Annotated in this window: 20 protein-coding genes; 9 read left to right on the forward strand and 11 right to left on the reverse strand. The window is 64.4% G+C overall.

What is annotated here, in order from left to right:
- The first annotated feature begins 7 nt into the window (after nt 1-7).
- Nucleotides 8-1477 (forward strand): M48 family metalloprotease, encoded by a 1470-nt coding sequence (locus AC1DPX_RS07255; RefSeq protein WP_477235490.1) that lies wholly within the window; start codon nt 8-10, stop codon nt 1475-1477.
- Nucleotides 1478-1493: 16 nt separating this feature from the next.
- On the opposite strand, the gene AC1DPX_RS07260 is transcribed toward AC1DPX_RS07255, so the two are convergent.
- On the reverse strand, nt 1494-2357 hold the full coding sequence (locus AC1DPX_RS07260; protein ID WP_477235492.1) for an RNA polymerase factor sigma-32: 864 nt from the start codon (nt 2355-2357) through the stop codon (nt 1494-1496).
- A 323-nt stretch (nt 2358-2680) separates the two neighbouring features.
- On the opposite strand from AC1DPX_RS07260, the gene AC1DPX_RS07265 reads away from it, so the two are divergent.
- The 3 genes from AC1DPX_RS07265 to AC1DPX_RS07275 all read left to right on the forward strand — a co-directional run bounded on the left by AC1DPX_RS07265 (nt 2681) and on the right by AC1DPX_RS07275 (nt 5044).
- On the forward strand, nt 2681-3454 hold the full coding sequence (locus AC1DPX_RS07265) for an amino acid ABC transporter substrate-binding protein (protein ID WP_202357473.1): 774 nt from the start codon (nt 2681-2683) through the stop codon (nt 3452-3454).
- Nucleotides 3455-3593: 139 nt separating this feature from the next.
- Complete coding sequence (locus AC1DPX_RS07270; RefSeq protein WP_477235494.1) at nt 3594-4274, forward strand: amino acid ABC transporter permease; 681 nt, start codon at nt 3594-3596, stop codon at nt 4272-4274.
- Nucleotides 4271-5044 (forward strand): amino acid ABC transporter ATP-binding protein, encoded by a 774-nt coding sequence (locus AC1DPX_RS07275; protein WP_477235496.1) that lies wholly within the window; start codon nt 4271-4273, stop codon nt 5042-5044. The genes AC1DPX_RS07270 and AC1DPX_RS07275 overlap by 4 nt, the downstream gene beginning before the upstream one ends.
- Before the next feature lie 79 nt (nt 5045-5123).
- Here the strand turns inward: AC1DPX_RS07275 and AC1DPX_RS07280 are convergent, their stop codons facing one another.
- The 5 genes from AC1DPX_RS07280 to AC1DPX_RS07300 all read right to left on the reverse strand — a co-directional run bounded on the left by AC1DPX_RS07280 (nt 5124) and on the right by AC1DPX_RS07300 (nt 11784).
- A complete protein-coding gene (locus AC1DPX_RS07280; RefSeq protein ID WP_010911999.1) occupies nt 5124-5705 on the reverse strand; it encodes a CarD family transcriptional regulator in 582 nt (193 codons plus the stop codon).
- A 369-nt stretch (nt 5706-6074) separates the two neighbouring features.
- Nucleotides 6075-6413 carry a ferredoxin FdxA gene (fdxA, locus tag AC1DPX_RS07285; protein ID WP_008873823.1) on the reverse strand — a complete coding sequence of 113 codons (339 nt, stop codon included), beginning with the start codon at nt 6411-6413 and terminating at the stop codon, nt 6075-6077.
- Nucleotides 6414-6662: 249 nt separating this feature from the next.
- Nucleotides 6663-7049 (reverse strand): RNA-binding S4 domain-containing protein, encoded by a 387-nt coding sequence (locus AC1DPX_RS07290; RefSeq protein WP_202359277.1) that lies wholly within the window; start codon nt 7047-7049, stop codon nt 6663-6665.
- Between the two features lie 78 nt (nt 7050-7127).
- Nucleotides 7128-10562, reverse strand: a complete 3435-nt coding sequence (locus tag AC1DPX_RS07295) for a helicase-related protein (protein ID WP_477235498.1) — start codon at nt 10560-10562, stop codon at nt 7128-7130.
- 649 nt (nt 10563-11211) lie between these two features.
- Entirely contained in the window at nt 11212-11784 is a 573-nt protein-coding gene (locus AC1DPX_RS07300) for a TetR/AcrR family transcriptional regulator (RefSeq protein ID WP_202357477.1), read from the reverse strand.
- A gap of 84 nt (nt 11785-11868) precedes the next feature.
- Between AC1DPX_RS07300 and AC1DPX_RS07305 the strand changes: the two genes are divergently transcribed.
- On the forward strand, nt 11869-13119 hold the full coding sequence (locus AC1DPX_RS07305; RefSeq protein ID WP_477235500.1) for an FAD-dependent oxidoreductase: 1251 nt from the start codon (nt 11869-11871) through the stop codon (nt 13117-13119).
- A 48-nt stretch (nt 13120-13167) separates the two neighbouring features.
- On the opposite strand, the gene phbB is transcribed toward AC1DPX_RS07305, so the two are convergent.
- The 3 genes from phbB to AC1DPX_RS07320 form a co-directional block, all read right to left on the reverse strand.
- The gene (gene phbB / locus AC1DPX_RS07310; RefSeq protein ID WP_202357479.1) at nt 13168-13893 is read right to left on the reverse strand and encodes an acetoacetyl-CoA reductase; all 726 of its coding nucleotides are present in this window, start codon (nt 13891-13893) and stop codon (nt 13168-13170) included.
- Between the two features lie 90 nt (nt 13894-13983).
- Entirely contained in the window at nt 13984-15168 is a 1185-nt protein-coding gene (locus AC1DPX_RS07315; protein WP_202357480.1) for an acetyl-CoA C-acetyltransferase, read from the reverse strand.
- Nucleotides 15169-15191: 23 nt separating this feature from the next.
- Entirely contained in the window at nt 15192-15350 is a 159-nt protein-coding gene (locus tag AC1DPX_RS07320; protein WP_477235502.1) for a hypothetical protein, read from the reverse strand.
- 120 nt (nt 15351-15470) lie between these two features.
- Between AC1DPX_RS07320 and phaR the strand changes: the two genes are divergently transcribed.
- Nucleotides 15471-16082: a polyhydroxyalkanoate synthesis repressor PhaR gene (gene phaR / locus AC1DPX_RS07325; RefSeq protein ID WP_095201387.1), complete on the forward strand. Its 612-nt coding sequence runs from the start codon at nt 15471-15473 to the stop codon at nt 16080-16082.
- A 28-nt stretch (nt 16083-16110) separates the two neighbouring features.
- On the opposite strand, the gene AC1DPX_RS07330 is transcribed toward phaR, so the two are convergent.
- Complete coding sequence (locus tag AC1DPX_RS07330; RefSeq protein WP_202357482.1) at nt 16111-16530, reverse strand: rhodanese-like domain-containing protein; 420 nt, start codon at nt 16528-16530, stop codon at nt 16111-16113.
- Between the two features lie 111 nt (nt 16531-16641).
- On the opposite strand from AC1DPX_RS07330, the gene ftrA reads away from it, so the two are divergent.
- On the forward strand, nt 16642-17625 hold the full coding sequence (ftrA, locus tag AC1DPX_RS07335) for a transcriptional regulator FtrA (protein ID WP_477235504.1): 984 nt from the start codon (nt 16642-16644) through the stop codon (nt 17623-17625).
- 9 nt (nt 17626-17634) lie between these two features.
- Here the strand turns inward: ftrA and AC1DPX_RS07340 are convergent, their stop codons facing one another.
- The gene (locus tag AC1DPX_RS07340) at nt 17635-18774 is read right to left on the reverse strand and encodes a citrate/2-methylcitrate synthase (RefSeq protein ID WP_477235506.1); all 1140 of its coding nucleotides are present in this window, start codon (nt 18772-18774) and stop codon (nt 17635-17637) included.
- A 93-nt stretch (nt 18775-18867) separates the two neighbouring features.
- Between AC1DPX_RS07340 and AC1DPX_RS07345 the strand changes: the two genes are divergently transcribed.
- The gene (locus tag AC1DPX_RS07345) at nt 18868-19956 is read left to right on the forward strand and encodes a citrate synthase/methylcitrate synthase (RefSeq protein ID WP_477235508.1); all 1089 of its coding nucleotides are present in this window, start codon (nt 18868-18870) and stop codon (nt 19954-19956) included.
- A 201-nt stretch (nt 19957-20157) separates the two neighbouring features.
- Complete coding sequence (locus AC1DPX_RS07350) at nt 20158-21288, forward strand: patatin-like phospholipase family protein (protein ID WP_202357485.1); 1131 nt, start codon at nt 20158-20160, stop codon at nt 21286-21288.
- Nucleotides 21289-21291 lie beyond the last annotated feature (3 nt).

Below are 21291 nucleotides of genomic sequence, written 5' to 3' on the forward strand. Positions count from 1 at the left end.
GCTGCGAATGAATCCGCTGGTGCGCTTTCTGGCGCTGGCCGGCTTTGCCGTGGCGCTGGCAAGCTGCCAGATGTTCACGCCTCCGGAGGTCCAGGAATCCGGCTTCCAGCCGTCCGACAGGCCGATCACCGTCGACAATGTCGGCGCCAACAACAAGCTGGCCGAACTCGCCAAGGCGCAGCATCCGCGCATCCTGGCGACCTATGGCGGCGAATATTCCGRTCCCAAGCTCGAGCGCATGGTCGCCAAGGTCGTCGGCAATTTGACCGTTGTCTCGGCCAACCCGACACAGACCTATCGCATCACCATCCTCAATTCGCCCAACGTCAACGCCTTCGCACTGCCCGGCGGCTATCTCTACATCACGCGCGGCCTTTTGGCGCTGGCCAATGATTCGTCCGAGCTTGCCGCCGTCATCGCGCATGAGATGGGCCACGTCACCGCCAATCACGGCCTGCAGCGCCAGCAGTTGGAAGCCGAGGAAGGCCTGGCAACCAAAGTGGTTTCGGACGTCCTCGGCGACAGCCCGACCGCCAAGGCGGCGCTGATCCGCGGCAAGCTCCGGCTGGCGCAGTTCTCGCGTAACCAGGAGCTGGAAGCCGACGCCATCGGTATCAAGTCGATCGGTGAAGCCGGTTATGATCCCTATGCCGCCGGCCGCTTCCTGCAGTCGATGTCGGCCTACACCGACTTCCGCTCGATCAGCGGCGCCACCGACGCCAGCCTCGACTTCCTGGCCACGCACCCCAACACGCCGCAGCGCATTGATCTGGCGCAGCGCCATGCCCGCCAGTTCGGCGCGCCCGGCGTCGGCACGCGCGACCGCGATTCCTTCCTCGCCGGCATAGACGGCCTGCTCTATGGCGACACGCCGGAGGAAGGTTATGTGCGCGGCGAGACGTTCCTTCATCCGGGCCTCGGCGTGTCGTTCACGGTGCCGGACGGTTTCATCATCGACAATTCGGCGGCGGCTGTGACGGCGACCGGGCCGGGCGACATCGCGATCCGCTTCGACGGCGTCTCGATCGACAAGAACCGCGCCCTGACCGACTACATCAGAAGCGGCTGGGTGGCAGGTCTCGACGACAGCAGCGTCAAGCAGGAAACCATCAACGGCAACGAAGCCGCGACCGCGCATGCCAGCGCCGAGGGCTGGCAGTTCGATATCGCGGTGATCCGTGCCGGCGGCCAGGTCTACCGGCTGCTGACCGCGGCGCCCTCGGCCAGCACCTCGCTGGAGACGGTGGCGCGCTCGGTCAGCGGGTCGTTCCGTATCCTGAGTGCTGCTGAGAAGGCGGCCCTGAAGCCGCTGCATATCCGCGTGCTCACGGTGCAGCCGGGCCAGACGATGGGCTCGCTCGCCGCGCAGATGGTCGGCGTCGACCGCAAGCTCGACCTGTTCCGGGTGCTCAACGCGCTGTCGCCGGGTGCCGCGGTTTCGGCCGGCGACAAGGTCAAGATCGTCACCGACAAATAAGAGTTGTCGAGCGAGATCAGGCGGCCGTCGCCAGAAATTCCGGGTTCTGCTTCACCAGCGCCACCTTCAGCTTTTCCATGGCGCGGGCCTCGATCTGGCGGACGCGCTCCTTGGAAATGCCGAGCGTCTCGCCGAGCGCCTCGAGCGTGGCGCCCTCGTCGTTCAGTCGGCGTTCCTCGATGATCCTGAGTTCCCGCGCGTTCAACGCATGGAGCGCCTCCTTCAGCCAAAGCGAGCGGCGTGCGACATCGATCTTGTCGCCGACGATCTCGTCGGGCAGGGGATCGTCGGAAACCAGGAAGTCCATCCGCTCGGTCGCGCCAGCATCGTCGGCGAGCGGTACATTGAGCGAGGAGTCGGGCGCCGACARCCGTGAATCCATCATCGCCACGTCAGCCTCAGAGACGCCGAGCGCAACCGACACCTCGCGGTAGAGGGTTGCGTTGGAAAGCGGCTCGGCGCCGTTCGCCAGCCGGGCGCGCAGACGTCGCAGGTTGAAGAACAGGGCTTTCTGCGCCGAGCTCGTGCCGCCGCGCACGATCGACCAGTTGCGCAGGATGTAATCCTGCATCGAGGCGCGGATCCACCACGTCGCATAGGTCGAAAACCGCACTTCACGCTCGGGCTCGAAACGGGCGGCGGCCTCAAGCAGGCCGACATGGCCTTCCTGGATCAGGTCGCCGAGCGGCAGGCCGTAATGGCGGAATTTCGAGGCCATGGAAATGACCAGCCGCATATGAGCGACGGTAATGCTGTGCAGGGCGTTTTGGTCGTTGCCTTGCTTCCAGAGCAGGGCCAGCCGATGCTCCTCGTCGCGTTCGAGATAGGGAGCCCGCATCGCCGCGCGGACCATGATCCGTCCTGCCGTGTCTTCCATCATGAGGCGCTCCCTGGCTGAACCGATAGCCGACGTTACGAACTTGGCAGGGCACCGGTTGAAATCGCGGCGTCGCGCCCTAGAACAGCCAAAACTGCGGCGTGCGAGAAAGGTTCCGCTGGCGCGGGCGGGAGAGGGATGCTGTCCGGGCGATTTCGACGCGGTTGCCGGGGACGCCAGACGCTGCAGAAAATCGCTTTTGGAGAAATTGGTTTCGGAACTTCTTTGTTTTTGAAATCTGGTTCCTTATTCTTTCGGCTCGCATCTGTCATTTTCCAGCCCTCACAACAGACCTGATGTCAGGCTAAGGACGGGATCACAAAAAAATGAAATGGCTCAAGTCGCTTATCGTCGCCGGAACCCTGCAGGCCCTGGCGGTCACCGCGGGTCACGCCGGCGCCAATCTCGATCAGATCAAACAGGCTGGCGTCATCAAGGTCGGCACGGAAGGTACCTACGCGCCCTTCACCTACCATGACGCGTCCGGCGCGCTGGTCGGCTTCGACGTCGAGATCGCCAAGGCGATCGCCGACAAGCTCGGCGTCAAGGTCGAATTCCTCGAGGGCAAATGGGACGGGCTGATCGCCGGTCTCGACGTCAAGCGCTACGACGCCGTCATCAACGAAGTCGGCATCACCGACGCGCGCAAGGCGAAGTATGATTTCTCCGACCCCTACATCGCCTCCAAGGCAGTGCTGATCGTGCGAGGCGACAACACCGACATCAAGACCTTCGCCGATCTCAAGGGCAAGAAGTCGGCGCAGTCGCTGACGTCGAACTTCGGCAAGCTGGCCGAGGCGAACGGCGCCGAACTGGTCGGCACCGATGGCTTCGACCAGTCGATCCAGCTGCTTTTGACCGGCCGCGCCGACGCCACGATCAATGACAGCCTGTCGTTCCTCGACTTCAAGAAGCACAAGCCCGACGCCAATGTGAAGATCGCCGCGCAAGAGGAAAACGCCGACTATTCCGGCGTCATCGTGCGCAAGGGCGATCCGGAACTGGTTGGCGCCATCAACAAGGCGCTGGCCGACATCAAGGCCGACGGCACCTACAAGAAGATCGCCGACACCTATTTCGGCCAGGACGTTTCCAAATAGGTTTGAGTGGGGGGCGAGTTTGTCGCTCCTGCAATGCATCCAGCGGCGGGCCGTCTTTGACGGCTCGCCGCTTTTGTCGTGATATGGCTGACGCATTCGCGCTTCGATGAAGCCATCTCGACCATTCTGGAGGTCTTTCGTGCCGCACTGGCTGCAACTGATGCTGGAGTCGCTGCCTTCGCTGCTGTGGGCCGCCCTGATCTTCACCGTGCCGTTGACGCTGTTGTCCTTCGTCCTTGGCCTGACGGTTGGCCTCGGCGCGGCACTTGGCCGGCTGTTCGGGCCGAAGCCGCTGGTCATGCTCGTGCGCTTCTATGTCTGGATCTTCCGCGGCACGCCGCTTCTGGTGCAGCTGTTCCTGATCTTCTACGGTCTGCCGTCGGTCGGCATCCTGCTTGACGCTTTTACCGCTGCGCTGATCGGCTTCACGCTGAATATCGGCGCGTACACGTCGGAGATCATCCGCGCGGCCATCGGCTCGGTGCCGAAAGGCCAATGGGAAGCCGCCTATTCGATCGGCATGACCTGGAGCCAGGCGATGCGGCGCACCATCCTGCCGCAGGCCGGACGGGTCGCTGTGCCGCCGCTCTCCAACACCTTCATCTCGCTGGTCAAGGACACGTCGCTGGCCGCCGCCATCACCGTGCCGGAGATGTTCCAGGCGGCGCAGCGCATCGTCGCCACCACCTATGAGCCGCTGATCCTCTATGTCGAGGCGGCGATCCTCTATCTGGCGATGAGCTCGGTGCTGTCGGCCTTGCAGACGCGGCTGGAGGGGCGGCTCAACCGTTATGGCGGCTTCCTGGAGGCGCGCGCATGATCGGCCTCACCGACATCGAAAAGCGCTTCGGCGACAATCTGGTGCTGAAGGGCGTGACCGTCGCCATCGCCGAAGGCAGCGTCACGGCCCTTGTCGGCCCGTCGGGCGGGGGAAAAAGCACGCTCCTGCGCTGCATCAACCTCCTGGAAATCCCGACCTCGGGCACGGTGCGCATCGGCGACGAGACGCTGGCGTTTCGCCCGGGCATCAAGGTGCCTGCCGCCGACATCAGGCGCCTGCGCCTGCAGACCGGCATGGTGTTCCAGAACTTCCAGCTGTTCCCGCATCGCACCGCCATCGAGAATGTCATGGAAGGGCTGGTGACAGTGCTGAAATGGCCGACGGAGAAGGCGCGCGAGCGGGCGCTCGCTTTGCTGGAAAAGGTCGGGATGGCGCACAAGGCCGATGCCTGGCCGGCGACGCTGTCGGGCGGCCAGCAGCAGCGCGTGGCGATCGCCCGGGCGCTCGCGCCGTCACCGAAAGTGCTGCTGTGCGACGAGCCGACTTCGGCGCTCGATCCGGAACTGGCGCAAGAGGTGGTCGACGTGCTTGGCAAGCTCGCCAGCGAAGGCACAACCATGGTGATAGCGACGCATGATCTGCGGCTTGCCTCCAAGATCGCTGAGGAAGCGGTATTCCTCGATGCCGGCGTCATTGTCGAGCAGGGGCCGTCCGCCGTGCTGTTCGGCAACCCCGAGCGCGAACGGACCAAGCGGTTCATCGCGACGCTGAAGCAGGAGGCGGAGAAGGAAGGCGGCGGTCCGGCGTAGGCTTGGCCCCTTGCCCCGTCCGAGAAACAAAAAACCCGGCGCGAGGCCGGGTTTTTCGTGAACTTAAGGGCTCAGGAGCTCAGGCAGCTTCTTCCTGCTCGGCTTCCTCATTGTCGGCCTTGGCGCCGCGCTTGGGGCCCTTGTTGAGGTTGACCTCGATCAGGCGCACGGCTTCGGTTTCCGACATGCGGTTGACGGCCGCGATCTCGCGGGCCATGCGGTCGAGCGCCGCTTCATAGAGCTGGCGCTCGGAATAGGACTGCTCCGGCTGGTTGTCGGCGCGGTAGAGGTCGCGCACGACTTCCGAGATCGAGATCAGGTCGCCCGAATTGATCTTGGCATCATATTCCTGGGCGCGGCGCGACCACATGGTGCGCTTGACGCGGGCGCGGCCCTGCACGACCTTCAGCGCGCGCTCGACATAATCCTCTTCCGACAGCTTGCGCATGCCGATCGAGGTCGCCTTGGCGACCGGCACCTTCAGGCGCATCTTGTCCTTCTGGAAGTCGATGACGAACAGTTCCAGCTTATGGCCGGCCACTTCCTGCTCGTCGATCGATACGATCTGGCCGACACCATGCGCCGGATAGACGATGTATTCGCCGGTCTTGAAACCGTGACGCGCACCAGTGGACTTCTTCTGCGGGGTGATCGTTGCCATTACGCCCTGAACTCCTTGTTGTGGGCCGGCGGCGGTGCCGGCTGAACTCGTGCGACCGGGGAAACCGATCGTTAGCCGCACAACAGATGAACCCACCGGAAAGGCCGGGACCGGCAAACCGCACGAACTGCGACCGCCTGACCCAGATCGCTCTGGTCCGGAATGGGATTTTCACCTTTCAGTGATTTGGGGCGTCTGCGCCATAAATCGACGTTGTGTCACCGGCATGTTTCGCTGATGTAACACAAAAAGTCGGAAGAATCAAGGTTTTGCTGCATAAGCGAAGGCCACAACCAATCGCCGCCTGTCAAGGCGGTTAATCCGACGTGCCTGTTACGCTGCGTCATACAAGCCTTTACGGCCGACTTGTCAATCGCCTTCGCCGGGCTCGGCGGAGAAGTATTTCTCGAACTTGCCGGCCTCGCCGTCGAAGGTCTTGGCGTCGGCCGGCGGTTCCTTCTTGGCGGTGATGTTGGGCCATTTCTCGGCATATTCGGTGTTGATCTGCAGCCATTTGTCGAGACCTGGCTCGGTGTCGGGCTTGATCGCGTCGGCCGGGCATTCGGGCTCGCAGACGCCGCAGTCGATGCATTCGTCGGGATGAATGACGAGCATGTTCTCGCCTTCGTAGAAGCAGTCGACCGGACAGACCTCGATGCAGTCCATATATTTGCACTTGATGCAATTGTCGGTCACGACATAGGTCATCGGTCGGCTCCGGGAGGTCCCAGCTTAATGGGCCAGTTTTCTTGGGCTTTTTCCGTGAGGTAACGCCTTTGTCTCCCGCTTGCAAGGGTTGCGATTGCCCGGCTGCTTCGGTGTTTGTGGAATGGAATTCCAGGCGGTAGGCGCGGCGAGGCGGCTGATGCGCCGGAGAGCGTCCTGTTTGCCGGGTTCGGTCCTTTCCTGCGTCCGCCGTTGCGCCGGGATCGCGGTCCGCGATCTTGCCGGCAAGCCTCAATCTTCGCCAAGCAAGCGGTCGGTCTGGCGGCGCTCTCTCTTGGTCGGGCGGCCGCTGCCGGCCTCGCGCAGCGCCGGTATGGCGTCGGGGAGCGCCTCGCCCTTCGGAGTGGGTGGCGGCGACATGTCCTCATAGAGGGTGCGGGCTTCCTCGGCCGGGCCGCGCCGTACACCGGCGCCGAGCACCTTCCAGACGAAAATGCGCCGGTCGAGCGTGATGGTCAGCACGTCGCCCGGCTTGACCAGATCGGAGGCCTGCGCTGCTTTGTCGCGATTGATGCGCACGCGTCCGGCGACGACCAGCTTGGCGGCCAGCGAGCGCGATTTCACCGCGCGCGAGAAGAATAGCCATTTGTCGATGCGCTGGCGGCCTTCGGCAACCATCACCACGAGCTATCTCTCTGTTGGAGCATGACCTTGTTCCGAAAACCGGTTCCCACTTTTCGGGATCATGCTCCGAGCCTACTTCTTCAACTGGTCGCGCAAGGCGGCGAGCTTGGCGAAGGGCGAATCCGGATCAAAGCGCACCGGACGTTCCTCGCGCGGCTTCGGCTGGAATGCGGGCTTTGCGCCGCCTTTGCCGCGATCGGGACCACCCTTGCCCTCGGGCCGGCCTTCGCGGCGCTCGGGACGATCGCCCTGCGGGCGGCCGTCACGACGCTGTTCGCCTTCACCCTGCGGCTTGGGTTTGAACTTCGAACGGTCGAAGCGCGGCTTGCCGGCGCCATCGCGCCGCCCTTCCTGGGCGGGACGTTCTCCTGGTGCAGCCGTGGCCGGTGCGCCGGCGGCATCGGCGGACGCATTGCCGCGTCCACGGGCTTGCCCGTTGCGCTGGCGGTTGTTGCGGCCCTCGTGATGACGCGGGCGCTGTTCGAAACGGCCCTGACGCCACAACAGGATCGGCTTGGGCGCCTCGGCCACTTCACCCTCCCCCTCATGGGGAGGGTCGGCGCGCAGCGCCGGGGTGGGGGCCGCGCTGGCTTCGGCAGTTACATCTGCACCGTCAGCGCCATCACCCCCACCCGCGTCGCTTCGCGCCGCGACCTCCCCCATCGAGGGGGAGGTAAGGGCGTCGGCGCTTTGGGCGACGATGACGTCAGCGATGGCTTCCGCCTCTGGCTCGGCAGCAGGTTCAGCAGCCGCTTCGGCGACAGGCTCTGTTGTGGGCTCTTCCACGGCCTCGGCCGGAGTTTCCGGTTGCGCTTCCGCGACCGGCTCCGCCGCCACTTCCGCGATGGTCTCGGCCGGCGCTTCGATGGCGGTCTCGGCAACAGCCGGCTCCGAACCCTCGACCGCCGCCTCGGCGGCTGCATCCGTTGCCGCGGCTTCCGCAGCCTTGGCCTGCTCGGCGCGCGCGGCTTCTTCCGCCGCAAGCTTGGCCCCGGCGGCTTCACGCGCAGCGTTGTCCTGCGCCTCGAGCCGCGCCTTGACCTCCGCCGCCGGCTTCGGCTCGGCGCGATAGCCCAGGCCCTTGAGGATTTCTTCCATGTCGTCGGCGGTGGCGCCGAGGATCGACATCATCGGCGGCGTCACCATGAAGGACTGGCCGTCATAGGCGCCGTCCGGGCGCTGACCGAGGCCGGGCTTCCAGTTGGTCGCCGGACGGATGAGGTCCGCCAGCCGTTCCAGAATGTCGATGCGCACGGCGCGGCGGCCGAGATTGCGGTAGCCGGCCAGCTTGTAGAAGGCCTTGTCGAAGGCAGGATCGATGACCACCGAGGTGCGGCCCGACGCCAGCGCGTGGACGACGTCGCCGAAACCCGGCTTGTCCTTGCCGTCATTCTGCAGCGCCCATAGCAAGGTCACCAGTCCGGCGGGGGCCGGCTTGATCAGCGCGGGCACGAAGACGTGATAGGCGCCGAAGCGCACGCCGAGCCGACGCAGGGCGGCACGGCCTTCCTGGTCGAGCGACTTCATCTCTTCGGCGATGTCGCGGCGGTTGATGAGGCCGAAATTCTCGACCAGCTGGAAGGCGATGCCACGGCCGATGCCGGAAATCTGGTCGGCGTTCTTCAAATCGACCAGCGGCTTCAGCAGCGACTCAATCTGGAAATTGACGAAGCGTTCGGCGCGCGCGGCGACCTTGTCGCGGGCCGGGCCGGTCAGCTGTTCGTCGGCCAGCAGCACGAGGCGCGGCTTCAGCGCGTCCTCGCCCGAAACCAGCGTGCCGATCGGCGCGCCGATCCAGCGCAACGTGCCGTCCGAGCCAAGCGCGAGGTCGCCATTGGCGCAGGCGCCAAAGCGCTCGGCACGCGCCTCGAATTCGGCGGCCAGCGCCTTTTGCGCGGCCGTGCGCACGGCCTTGGCGTCTTCGCCGCCGGCGGTCTGGTCGGCGGTGAAGCGGAACCCTTGCAACTCGCCGACATGATGGCCTTCGACAAGGACGGTTCCGGTAGGACTGATTTCGGCTTCAGGCATGGTATTTTCTCTAAGGCGCCGCATGAGGACGGAAGTCCTGCGGTCTACGAAGCGTTTCGTCAACCGCTCATGCAGCGCATCCGACAATCTGTCTTCGATTTCGCGCGTCTTTTCTTGCCAGTGTGCCTGATCGGCCAGCCAGCCGGGCCGGTTCGACACGAATGTCCAGGTGCGGATCTGGGCAATGCGGTGGGACAGCGTGTCGATGTCGCCCTCGGTTGTGTCGGCGCGGCGCACCTGCTCGGCCATGTAGTTCTCGTCGACATGGCCGTGGCGGGCGAGGTCCATGTAGATCGAGGCGATGAGGTCGGCATGCTGGGCCGGCGCGATCTTCCTGTAGTCTGGCAGCGCGCAGGCTTCCCACAGCAGCGCCACGCGCTTGGCATCGGTGGCGAGCGCGCGGATGTCCTCGTCGCGGGAGAGATATTCGAGCGCCTGTGCGTCGACCGCCGGGAGCGCGCGCGTCAGGCCCTCGACCGGCGCGTTGGTCTCGATCGAGCGCTTCAGCGCATCGAGGCTGGCGAAGTCGAAATGCGCGGTGCGCCACTGCAGAACCTTCACCGGATCGAAGTCGTGGCTCTCGATCTTCTTGACGAGGTCGTCGTCGAGCGGGTCGACCTGGCCGGTAACGCCGAAGGTGCCGTCGCGCAGATGCCGGCCGGCGCGGCCGGCGATCTGGCCGAGTTCGGCCGCCGTCAGGTTGCGGTACTGGTAGCCGTCGAATTTGCGGTTCTGGGCGAAGGCGACATGGTCGAGATCGAGGTTGAGGCCCATGCCGATGGCGTCGGTGGCGACGAGATAGTCGACATCGCCCGACTGGAACAGCGCCACCTGGGCGTTGCGGGTGCGCGGCGAGAGCGCGCCGAGCACGACGGCGGCGCCGCCCTGCTGCCGACGGATCAGCTCGGCGATGGCGTAGACCTCATCGGCGGAGAAGGCGACGATCGCGGTGCGGCGCGGCAGGCGGGTCAGTTTCTTCGAGCCGGCATAGGCCAGATGCGACAGCCTAGGCCGCGTCACCACCGAGACGCCCTTCAGCAGGCGCTGCAGGATGCCGTGCATGGTGGCGGCACCCAGCAGCAGCGTTTCCTGGCGGCCGCGCAGGTGCAGGATACGGTCGGTGAAGATGTGGCCGCGCTCGAGGTCGCCGGCGAGCTGCACCTCGTCGATGGCGACGAAGGCGGCGTCGGTCTCGCGCGGCATGGCTTCGACCGTGCAGACCGAATATTTGGCGCCCGGCGGCTGGATCTTCTCCTCGCCGGTGATCAGCGCGACCTTGTGGGCGCCGACCTTTTCGCAGACGCGCGTATAGACCTCCCGGGCCAGCAACCTGAGCGGCAGGCCGATGACGCCTGTCTCGTGCGCCACCATGCGCTCGATGGCGAGATGGGTCTTGCCGGTGTTGGTCGGCCCAAGCACGGCGGTCACGTCGCGGCCCGACAGGATCAGCGGCTCAGTGTGTTTCGGCTGGATGTTCATCGGCTCGGAAATAAGGCTTTCTGGCCTCTTGTTGTCGGGAGCGCACCCTGGATGGCGCGTATGACAGGCGACACATAGGGATTTCGGGCGCGAAGCGAAAGCGGAATGTTCCACCGGTGGCTCGAACAGCAACTCTGTCTGGCGCTAATTTGGCTGCTGCTTAACTGATGGAACGAGTCTGGAACGAATCAGCGACGAATCGGCGACTCGCTCAGATTCAGCTTTTGTTCACGGCTACATATGGATTTTGTGACCCTGAGTCTCACCACATGCTGAATCGCCGAACTGGCCCGTTTTATGCTGGGTGACCTTCGCCCTTAACTTTTGCCGGCAAATGAAAGGAGCGGATCGGTGACCATCGCTCAAGATTATGAAATTGTTAATCTTTCTGAATTTCCCGTTAAGATGCTGCAGGCGATTCCGGGCCATTAACGTTAACTTCCGCTCAAAGCCGGAACGAATCGGCGACAAATCAGCGCCGGCGCTATTTTCCCGTTTTGTTCCCTCAATATCTTGTGTTGTGAACAGCTTATCCACCGAGCATTCACAGGCTTGCCCACAGGGTTCGCACAGACGGCGCCGCCGCCATTAACCTTTCTGTCTCGCTTAGGCACAATCGACACGTACCGAGTGGATTATTCGATGCGCGTCATGATCCCATGGCGTAGTGTTGCAGCACTGGCCCGACATTTCGGATGATCTCTTCATGGGATAGCGCGACCACCGGCCCAAGCCGCAGCAGATATCGGCACATGGCGAGACCCAGCAACTGGCTGGCAACCAACCCGGCGCGCCGGCCGGCATCCGCCGGGTCGCCTATTGAAGCAATCATGGGCCTCACCTGGTTGGCGAAGACATCACGGACTTTTTCGGCCGCGTGCTCGTTCGATGCTGCCGAGCGAAGCAGGATTATCATGCCGGGCCCGTTGGCCGGGCCTTCCCAATTCACGAGAAAGCGCCTGATCAGCGTTTCGCCGATAGCGGCCGGATCAATCCGCTGATCGGGCAGTTGCAGGTTCACGACCGCCGCCCTGGCGAACAATTCGTCCTTGCTGTGGAAATAACGGATCACCATCGCCGGATCGATCGAGGCCTGTGCTGCAACGTCTCGGATGGAGGCGCCGTCATAGCCTCGCTCAGCGAAAAGCTGGCGCGCGGCTTCGAGGATTTGAGCCCGTGTACGGTCTGACTTGGTGATTTTTTTCGGCTGGTTCTCGGTCATGGAGATGCATATGCCAACGACTGTTGACAAATGCAACGTGATTCACTAAAAAGTCAACGACCGTTGATAAATGGAGATGGAAAAATGCTGCCCAAGAAAACTGAAGTCGTGATCATCGGTGCCGGTCCGACCGGCATGGCGCTGTCGATTGCTCTGCATCAAGCCAATGTCGATCACGTGCTCATCGAAAAGCTTGCGCACGGCCTGCAGACGTCGCGCGCCGGTGTCATCCATGCACAGACGCTGGAATCGCTCGAACCGCTCGGCGTTACCCAGCAGCTGAGTGAGCTTTCCGTGAAGTTGGAAGATTTCGCCATACGCGACCGAAACAGAGCGCTTCTCAAGCTCGATTTCGGCAAGCTCCCATCAAGGCATCCCTATTTGATGATGCTGCCGCAGAACCTGACAGAGCAGGTGTTCGCCGAGCGGATCTCTGCCCTTGGCGGCACCATTCATCGTGAGGTCGAGGCTGTGGCTGTCACTCAAGACAGCGATGGCGCGCGTGTGACAGTGGTCGAAAACGGCCAAGAGAAAATCATATTGGCGCGCTACGTCGTCGGTGCCGACGGCATGCAGAGCTTGGTGCGTAAGTCGACAGGCATCGAATTCGACGGCGAGGCCTATGATGGCTCGTTTGTACTGGCAGACGTTCGCCTGGACTGGCCGGTGGGGCCGACAGAAGTATCGCTGTTCTTTGCCCCAGCCGGACTGGTGGTGGTGGCGCCGCTTCCGGACGGATCATATCGTGTCGTCGCGACAATGGATGAGGCGCCGGAAAAGCCCGATGTCGCCGACATCCAGGCGTTGCTCGACAGCCGCGGACCGACCAGAAAGAGAGCCAGGGTGCTTGGCATCAGCTGGAGTTCGCGATTCCGCGTTCATCATCGCCTGGTCCGGGCCTATCGCAAGGACCGGCTGCTTCTGATGGGCGATGCCGCCCATGTCCACAGTCCAGCGGGCGGGCAAGGCATGAACACAGGCATCATCGATGCGGTCGTGCTTGGCCGGTTGCTTGGCGATGTGGTGAACGGCGTTCGTTCCGAGACGGAACTCGACCTTTATGAAACGCTGCGCCGCCCGGCCGCGCAGGAGGTCCTCAACCTCGCGGGCAGGATGACCGGCATGGCACTTGCTCGCAATCCGGTGAAGCGGTTCCTGCGCAACCTCGTGCTTTCGATGGTGAACCTCAGCCCGGTCATGAAGCGTCGCATCGCGCTGAAACTGTCAGGGCTTAGCCGTGCGCCGCTCGCGCAAGTTCCCGCGCCTTCAGGCAAGCCAGGGTCAGTGGGGGCCGCCAAGTCTGAAGCCGGCCCCCAACTGAAACTCGCCGCCTGACAATCGCATTGTCAGGCGGCGAGGCGGTTGCCGAGCGTGGCGTCGCCGTCAGACGAAGTACTGGCCGCCATTGGCCGTGATGGTCGAGCCGGTGATGAAGCCGGCATCCTGCGAGGCCAGGAAGACGACGCAACGCGCGATCTCTTCCGGCTCGCCGAGGCGGCCGACCGGGATCTGCGGCAGGATGCGCTCGTTGAGGACCTTCTCGTCGATGGCCTTGACCATTTCGGTGGCGATGTAGCCGGGGCAGATGACGTTGACGGTGATGCCCGCGCGGGCACCCTCTTGGGCGAGCGCCTTCGAGAAGCCGATGTCGCCGGCCTTGGCGGCGGAATAGTTGACCTGGCCGGCCTGGCCCTTCTGGCCATTGATCGAGGAGATGGTGATGACGCGGCCGAACTTGCGCTCGCGCATGCCGTTCCACAGCGGATGCGTCATGTTGAAGACACCCGACAGGTTGGTGTCGATGACCTCTTTCCACTGGTCGCGGGTGATCTTGTGGAACATGGCATCGCGGGTGATGCCGGCGTTGTTGACCAGCACCGAGACCGGGCCGAGGTCGGCCTCGACCTGTTTGATGCCGGCGGCGCAAGCGTCATAGTCGGCGACCGACCATTTGTAGACCGGAATGCCGGTCTCGGCCTTGAACTTCGCCGCCGCTTCGTCATTGCCGGCATAGTTGGCGGCAACCGAATAGCCGGCGGTCTTCAAAGCGATCGAGATCGCCGCGCCGATGCCGCGCGATCCGCCCGTGACGATTGCTACCTTGGTCATGCATTTCCCCTTTTTGATATCGCCCTGTTTTCGGGCTTGGCAGGCATTGGATATGGCGCGGGCGGCTCGCGCCGCCCGGTCATCGTCTTTTCAGAGCGCCTCCACGCAGAGCGCGACGCCCATGCCGCCGCCGATGCACAGCGTGGCGAGGCCCTTCTTGGCGCCGCGGCGGCGCATCTCAAAAACCAGCGTGTTGAAGACGCGGGCGCCCGAGGCGCCGATCGGATGGCCGATGGCGATGGCGCCGCCATTGACGTTGACGATCGAGGGATCCCAGCCCATGCCCTTGTTGACGGCGCAGGCCTGCGCGGCGAAGGCCTCGTTGGCCTCGACCAGGTCGAGATCGCCGACCGACCAGCCGGCCTTTTCCAACGCCCGCTTCGAGGCGGGGATGGGTCCGGTGCCCATGATCGCCGGATCGACGCCGGCGGTCGCCCAGGACGCGATGCGTGCCAGCGGAGTGATGCCGCGCCTTGCGGCTTCCGCTTCGCTCATCAGCAGCGCGCCGGCCGCACCGTCATTGATGCCTGAGGCGTTGGCGGCGGTCACGGTGCCTTCCTTGTCGAAGGCCGGCTTCAGCTTGGTCATGGCGTCCAGCGTCGCGCCATGGCGGATGTATTCGTCCTGGTCGACAATGGTGTCGCCCTTCTTGCCCTTGATGGTGAAGGCCACGATCTCGTCCTTGAACTTGCCGGCCTTCTGCGCGGCCTCGGCCTTGTTCTGCGAGGCCAGCGCGAACTGGTCCTGATCGTCGCGGGTGATCTGGAACTGGCGCGCGACGTTCTCGGCGGTGTTGCCCATGTGATAGCCGTTGAAGGCGTCCCACAGGCCGTCCTTGATCATGGTGTCGATCATCTTGTAGTCGCCCATCTTCACGCCGGCGCGCAGGTGCTGCGCGTGCGGCGACAGCGACATCGATTCCTGGCCGCCGGCGATGATCACCTTGGCGTCGCCGGTGGCGATCTGCTGCATGCCGAGCGCGATGGCGCGCAGGCCCGAGCCGCAAACCTGGTTGAGGCCCCAGGCGGTGGTTTCCTTGGGCAGACCGGCAATGATCGAGGCCTGGCGGGCCGGGTTCTGGCCCTGGGCGGCGGTCAGCACCTGGCCGAGGATGACCTCGTCGACCTCGGTTGCCTCGACACCCGCGCGCGCCAGGAGTTCCCTGATGACGACAGCACCGAGTTCATGCGCCGGCGTGGCCGCGAAGGCACCGTTGAAGGAGCCGACGGCCGTGCGTGCGGCACTGGCGACAACGATGGAATTGGCAGAGGACATTTTCTTCTCCAGACTTCGAGCTGTCATGTTTTTGGGCATTGTTGACGACTTTTCTTGCCCTTTCCATGACCCAAGTCAAACCGGAAATCGGCATGGCGCCCATGCGCGCCAAGCAGGTCGCGCGTCGCCATGCCGGCGGGCTGGCCGCTGCTGCGCAGCATATTTTGCCTGCTATGCAGCATTATATGATCCCGCACTGCACAAACTGCTTGGAATTATGAGGCTTTTGCGCATATCCTCAAAAAGGGCGCAATCGTTACCGGCTGCTTACTCAGGCGCGCCGGTGTCCGGGGAGGATGCAGATGGCCGCAAAAGACGACCCGATCATTATCAAGAAATACGCCAACCGCCGCCTCTATAATACGGGGACGAGCACCTATGTGACGCTCGAGGATCTGGCCGAGATGGTCAAGAAGGGCGAGGAGTTCACCGTCCAGGACGCCAAGACAGGCGACGACATCACCCATCCGGTGCTGACCCAGATCATTTTCGAACTGGAGAACAAGGATGGGCAGAACATGCTGCCGATCCCGTTCCTGCGCCAGCTGATCGCCTTCTACGGCGACCAGATGCAGATGATCGTGCCGAGCTTCCTCGAACAGTCGATGATCGCTTTCTCCAAGGAGCAAGAGCGCTTTCGCGAGCAGATGAAGGGCGCCATCGGCAAGTCGCCGCTGGACGTCATGAAGATCGCGACGCCGATCAAGGCGCTGGAAGAGCAGACGCGCCGCAATATGGAAATGTTCCAGAACGCGATGCGATTGTTCACGCCGTTTCCGCCCGCTGGCTCGGCGCCGGCCGCGGCCCCCGCCGAACCGGCCAGGAAGGACGCGCCGCCGGAGAAGTCCGACGATCTGCAGCAGCTGAAGGACCAGATCGCGGCCATGCAGCGCAAGCTCGATACGATGTCGTGAGCCGGTAAGGCACGGCTGCRCGTCCGGATCACGCCCGCAGGGCACCAGGCTCCTTGCCCGAGGCGAAGGGAAGTTCTTCGTCCTGCCAGCCTGAAATGCCGCCGATCATGATCTTGACCGGCAGGCCGAGGCTGGCCAGCTTGAAGGCCGCGCGGTCCGCGCCGTTGCAATGCGGACCGGCGCAATAGACCACGAACAGCGTGCCTGCCGGCCACTTTGCCATCCGCTCGGCCGATATCTCGCGGTGCGGCAGATGCAGCGCGCCCGGCACATGGCGGCGCTCATAGGCATCAGGCGAACCGACCACATGCAGAAGCACGAAGTCCGGCTCGCCGCCGCGCAGGGCCGCCGCGACGTCGGAACAGTCCGTCTCGACGGAAAGCCGGTGCAGGAAATGGTCGCGGGCAATCTCCGGCGCTGCCGCTGGAATGTCTGTCACATAGCTCATTGAGGGGGCTCCATCTCTGATGGAGCTGGTCTCCATCACCTGATGGAGACTGAGGTAGCGCACCGGACCGGGCGATTGCAGCTGGCAGCTTTGCCATATATCGTCAAGATCATGCCAAACGTCCCTCCTGCCAATCCACTCGTCGTCGCCATTGCCTATGACGGGCTGTGCACGTTCGAGTTCGGCGTGGCGGCGGAGATGTTCGCCTTGCCTAGGCCGGAGATGGGTGTGGATTGGTACCGTTTTGCCGTCGCCGGCATCGATGCCGGTGAGATGCGCGCGATGGGCGGCGTGCGCATTGTTGCCGATGGCGGACTCGATCTGATCGGCGAGGCCGGCACGGTGATCGTGCCTGGATGGCGTGGTGTGGATTGTCCGGTGCCGCCCTCGCTGATCGAGGCGCTTCGGGCGGCCAGCGAGCGGGGCGCGCGCATCCTGTCCATCTGCTCGGGTGTGTTCGTGATTGCCGCTGCCGGCCTGCTGTCAGGCAAGAAGGCAACCACGCATTGGCGCTACAGCGACAGGCTGAGGGCGATGTATCCCGACATCACCGTGGTTCCTGACGTTTTGTACATTGATGAGGGGAATGTGCTGACATCGGCCGGCAGCGCGGCTGGCATCGATCTGTGCCTGCATCTGGTGCGGCGCGATTTCGGCACCAAGGCGGCCAACATGGTGGCGCGCCGCCTGGTCGTGCCGCCGCACCGCGACGGCGGCCAGGCGCAGTATGTCGAGAGTTCCGTTCCCGAGCCGCACGAACGCAGCCGGCTCGGACCGTTGATCGACAGAATGCGCGGGAATATTGCCAATGACTATTCCGTCGCAACCCTGGCCGCCCTGGCCGGGATGAGCGAGCGGACATTTCTGCGCCGGTTCGCCGCCGCAACTGGTGTCACGCCGGCGCGCTGGCTGCTTTCGGAACGTCTTTCACGGGCGCGTACTTTGCTGGAGGACACCGCCTTGCCGATCGAGCGGATTGCCGAGACCGCCGGCTTTGGCGCTGCGGCGACGTTGCGGCATCATTTCCGCCAGCAATTCGCCACCACGCCCGCCGCGTACCGGGCGCGGTTCGGGACCAATGCCAATTCCGGCTGACGCACGCCGTCAGGGCAACAGTCCCTCATAGCGGCCGCGTGGCCGGATGATGCTGCCGCTGACGATCTGTTCGACCGTATGCGCGGCCCAGCCGACGCTGCGCCCGAGCGCGAACAGCTGGAACGGCGCATCGCGCGGCAGGCCGAGACCGCGCGTCAGCGCAGCCAGGGCGAAGTCGATGTTCGGCCGCGCGCCGGTCATGGCCATGGCGGCCTTTTCCAGCTGCTGCAGTGTCTCGTCGACCGGGATGGCCGCCAAAAGTGCGGTGGCACGGGGATCTCCCTCGGGATAGAGCGGATGGCCGAATGCCGGCAATGGCCGATCGTGGCCGAGCCAGCGCCGGATTGCTGCATCGGCGCCGTATCTTGCGGCATCCTCGGCGAGCTGCATGACCGCCTCGCCGGCGCCGCCGTGGCGCGGGCCGGATAGCGTTGCCAGGCCCGCCAGCAGGCAAGCGGCGGGCGCGGCTCCGGTCGAGGCGGCAACGCGGGCAGCGAAGGTCGATGCGTTGAGTTCATGGTCGGCAAGCAGGACAAGCGCGCACCGTATCGCCTCCGCCCCGGCATCATCCACCGACCAGCCCTGCGCCAGACTCCGATGGACAGGCCCTTTACCGGCTGCGGCGCCCAGCGACTGGGCCAGCGCCCCAATTGTTTGCGCGGCCTCGGCGCACAGCGAGGTGGCGCTGCGTCCAAGCGAAGGCCGTCCCTGGCTGGCAAGCAAGGCAAGCTGCGCAAAGGCCGAGGCGCGGCCGATCGGATGAGGTGCCTGCGACGACGGCGCCCTGAAAACCATCGGTTCAGCCAAGTTCCACAGCACGGCGGCGGTTTCCTCCAGGGTCGCCGATTTGGCGAGCGCAACGGCGTCCTGTCCCCGGTAGATGAGGCGACCGTGCCAAACGGTCGAGACCGAGGTGACGATCGACGGCTCGCCCCAGGCAATCGCGCTCTCGGCGATGGCCGAGGGGCTGCGTCCGCGTGCCCGGCGGGTGGCCAGCGCCGCGATGTCATCGGCGCGGTACCGGCTGCGGCGCGGGTCGGTCTCATCCGGCTGCATGCCGATGCGCCCGCGGCTGACGTAGGCATAGAGCGTCTGCGGCCGTACCCGCAGCCTTTCCAGCGCCTCTTCCCGCGACAACCATTCCGACATTTTCGGCCCTGATATTGATTCTGTTGATCAAGATTGATGATAGCGTTGTCCAGCCTTATCTCCGATCCGGAAAAGCTTCAAGGAGACAAGGCTATGGCGAATGGGCTCGATGATGTGGTGGCGGCCGAAACCGTGCTGTCCGACGTGGATGGTCTGGGCGGCCGCCTGACGATCCGTGGTCATTCGCTGGCGGAACTGGCCGGACGAAGGAGTTTTCCGCAGGTCGTGCGGCTGTTGCTCGACGGCTTCTTCGAGGATCTGCCTGGCGATATCGAACTGGCGGCGCAACTGGGTGAGGCGCGTGTCGAGGTGTTCGGGCGGACCCAGCCTTTGCTGTCGCTGCTGGCGCCACTCGAAATCTACAGCGCCATGCGCGCCGGCATGGCCTTGCTGCCAGATGGCGAAACACTGGCCGACGCGCTGCGGCTGATCGCGGCGCCCGCCGTGCTGACGCCTGCCTTGCTGCGCCTGCAGCGCGGCGAGCAGCCGGTCGCGCCGGACGGCAAGGCAGACCATGCCGCCGACATGTTGCGCATGCTGCGGGGGGCCGTTCCGTCGCCGGCATTGGCAAAAGCGCTCGACACCTATCTGGTGACCGTCTGCGACCACGGCCTCAACGCCTCGACCTTCGCCACGCGCGTCGTTGCTTCGACATTGGCCGGCCTGACCTCGTCGGTGCTGGCCGGGCTCGGCGCGCTCAAGGGGCCGTTGCACGGCGGCGCGCCCGGCCCGGTGATCGAGATGCTTGACGCGATCGAGGCGCATGGCGATGCGGCCGGCTGGCTGCGCAACGAGATCGCGCATGGCAGGCGGATCATGGGGTTCGGCCATCGCATCTACCGCGTGCGCGATCCGCGCGCCGACGTGCTGAAAGCCGTCGTGCGGCAGTTCGGCGGCGAGGGCGAGACCGGCCGCCGGCTGGCTTTCGCCGAGGGCGTCGAAAAGACGGCGCTCGAGGTGCTGCGGGTCGCCAAGCCGCAGCGCTCGCTGCAGACCAATGTCGAATTCTACACGGCACTGGTGCTGGAAGCAGCGGGTTTCCCGCCACAAGCCTTCAGCAATGTCTTCGCCGCCGGCCGCGTTGCCGGCTGGATCGCGCATGCGCGCGAGCAGCAGACGACCGGTCGGCTGATCCGGCCGCAATCGCGCTATGTCGGCCCGGTGCCGGATTTGGTTGCCTAGGCATCCTGACCCGAGGACACGGTCTCTCCGCTTCAAGCGGAGAAGCTTTCCCTCATGACCGAAATTTCATGTGATCACGCGACCGTGTTCGTGTTCTTGCCTTGGTTCGTCCTTATATGCTGCACTGCAACATAGGCCGCCAATAGCTGCTTCCTTCCGTGACGTTGGGGCAGGTTGGCGCATCAGGACAACAGGAACGCCATGACGAAGAACGGCAAGGCGGAGGAAAACAAGAAGATCAACATCGCGCTTCAGGGCGGCGGCTCGCATGGCGCCTTTTCCTGGGGCGTGCTCGACCGGCTGCTGGAGGATGGCAGGCTGGAGATTTCAGCGGTTTCCGGCACCAGCGCCGGCGCCATGAACGCCGTGGCGCTGGCCGATGGATTTGTGCGCGGCGGGGTCGAAGGCGCGCGGCAAAAACTCGACGATTTCTGGCGCGCGGTGGCGGCGAAGGGCCGGTTCAGCCCGGTCCAGCGCATGCCGTGGGACGTTGCCTGGGGCAATTGGTCGATCGAGAATACGCCTGGCTACGTCTTCTTCGACACCATGTCGCGGGTGTTCTCGCCCTATGTCGCCAACCCGCTCGGCCTCAATCCGCTGCGCGACGTGGTGGCGCAGGAGATCGACTTCAGCAATGTGCGCGCCTGCAAATCCATGGAGCTGTTCATCTCGGCGACCAATGTCGAGACCGGACAGTTGCGGGTGTTTTCCGATGGCGAGATCGACCTCGACACGGTGATGGCCTCGGCCTGCCTGCCGCAGCTGTTCCGCGCCGTCGAGATCAAGGGCGTGCCCTATTGGGATGGCGGCTATGGCGGCAACCCGGCGCTTTATCCGTTCTTCAAGACGGCGGCGACCGAGGACGTGCTCCTGGTGCAGATCAATCCGGTGGTGCGCGAGGGGACGCCCAGGAGCGCCAACGAGATCCAGAACCGCATCGACGAAATCACCTTCAATGCCGGGCTGCTGCGCGAATTCCGCTCGATCGCCTTCGTCAAGGAACTGATCGCCGCCGGCCGGCTGCCGCATGGCGAGTACCGCGACATCCGCATGCATCGCATCGATGCCGATGAGGCGTTCAAGGACCTGTCGGCGTCGTCGAAGGTCAATGCCGAATGGGCCTTCCTGAGCTATCTCAGAGACCTCGGCCGCACTGCCGCCAGCGACTGGCTGGAAGAAAACTACGATGCCGTCGGCAAGCGGCCGACGCTCGATCTCTCCGGCGAACTCGATGACGGCTTCAAGCCGGTGCGCGGTCCCGCGCCCGGCCGGCGGGTCAAGGAATTCCTCGCGGTGCGCAAGAACCCTGAAGCGGAGCGCCGCCGGGCCTGACCG

Source organism: Mesorhizobium sp. 01N446 (assembly GCF_056399285.1).

Excerpts from the sequence above, each read along its gene's own strand:
- AC1DPX_RS07265 (WP_202357473.1), top strand. The coding sequence starts at position 2,681 with ATGAAATGGCTCAAGTCGCTTATCGTCGCCGGAACCCTGCAGGCCCTG.
- AC1DPX_RS07275 (WP_477235496.1), top strand. The coding sequence starts at position 4,271 with ATGATCGGCCTCACCGACATCGAAAAGCGCTTCGGCGACAATCTGGTG.
- AC1DPX_RS07280 (WP_010911999.1), bottom strand. The coding sequence starts at position 5,705 with ATGGCAACGATCACCCCGCAGAAGAAGTCCACTGGTGCGCGTCACGGT.
- fdxA (WP_008873823.1), bottom strand. The coding sequence starts at position 6,413 with ATGACCTATGTCGTGACCGACAATTGCATCAAGTGCAAATATATGGAC.
- AC1DPX_RS07290 (WP_202359277.1), bottom strand. The coding sequence starts at position 7,049 with ATGGTTGCCGAAGGCCGCCAGCGCATCGACAAATGGCTATTCTTCTCG.
- AC1DPX_RS07295 (WP_477235498.1), bottom strand. The coding sequence starts at position 10,562 with ATGAACATCCAGCCGAAACACACTGAGCCGCTGATCCTGTCGGGCCGC.
- AC1DPX_RS07300 (WP_202357477.1), bottom strand. The coding sequence starts at position 11,784 with ATGACCGAGAACCAGCCGAAAAAAATCACCAAGTCAGACCGTACACGG.
- AC1DPX_RS07305 (WP_477235500.1), top strand. The coding sequence starts at position 11,869 with ATGCTGCCCAAGAAAACTGAAGTCGTGATCATCGGTGCCGGTCCGACC.
- phbB (WP_202357479.1), bottom strand. The coding sequence starts at position 13,893 with ATGACCAAGGTAGCAATCGTCACGGGCGGATCGCGCGGCATCGGCGCG.
- AC1DPX_RS07315 (WP_202357480.1), bottom strand. The coding sequence starts at position 15,168 with ATGTCCTCTGCCAATTCCATCGTTGTCGCCAGTGCCGCACGCACGGCC.
- AC1DPX_RS07320 (WP_477235502.1), bottom strand. The coding sequence starts at position 15,350 with ATGCTGCATAGCAGGCAAAATATGCTGCGCAGCAGCGGCCAGCCCGCC.
- phaR (WP_095201387.1), top strand. The coding sequence starts at position 15,471 with ATGGCCGCAAAAGACGACCCGATCATTATCAAGAAATACGCCAACCGC.
- AC1DPX_RS07330 (WP_202357482.1), bottom strand. The coding sequence starts at position 16,530 with ATGAGCTATGTGACAGACATTCCAGCGGCAGCGCCGGAGATTGCCCGC.
- ftrA (WP_477235504.1), top strand. The coding sequence starts at position 16,642 with ATGCCAAACGTCCCTCCTGCCAATCCACTCGTCGTCGCCATTGCCTAT.
- AC1DPX_RS07340 (WP_477235506.1), bottom strand. The coding sequence starts at position 18,774 with ATGTCGGAATGGTTGTCGCGGGAAGAGGCGCTGGAAAGGCTGCGGGTA.
- AC1DPX_RS07345 (WP_477235508.1), top strand. The coding sequence starts at position 18,868 with ATGGCGAATGGGCTCGATGATGTGGTGGCGGCCGAAACCGTGCTGTCC.
- AC1DPX_RS07350 (WP_202357485.1), top strand. The coding sequence starts at position 20,158 with ATGACGAAGAACGGCAAGGCGGAGGAAAACAAGAAGATCAACATCGCG.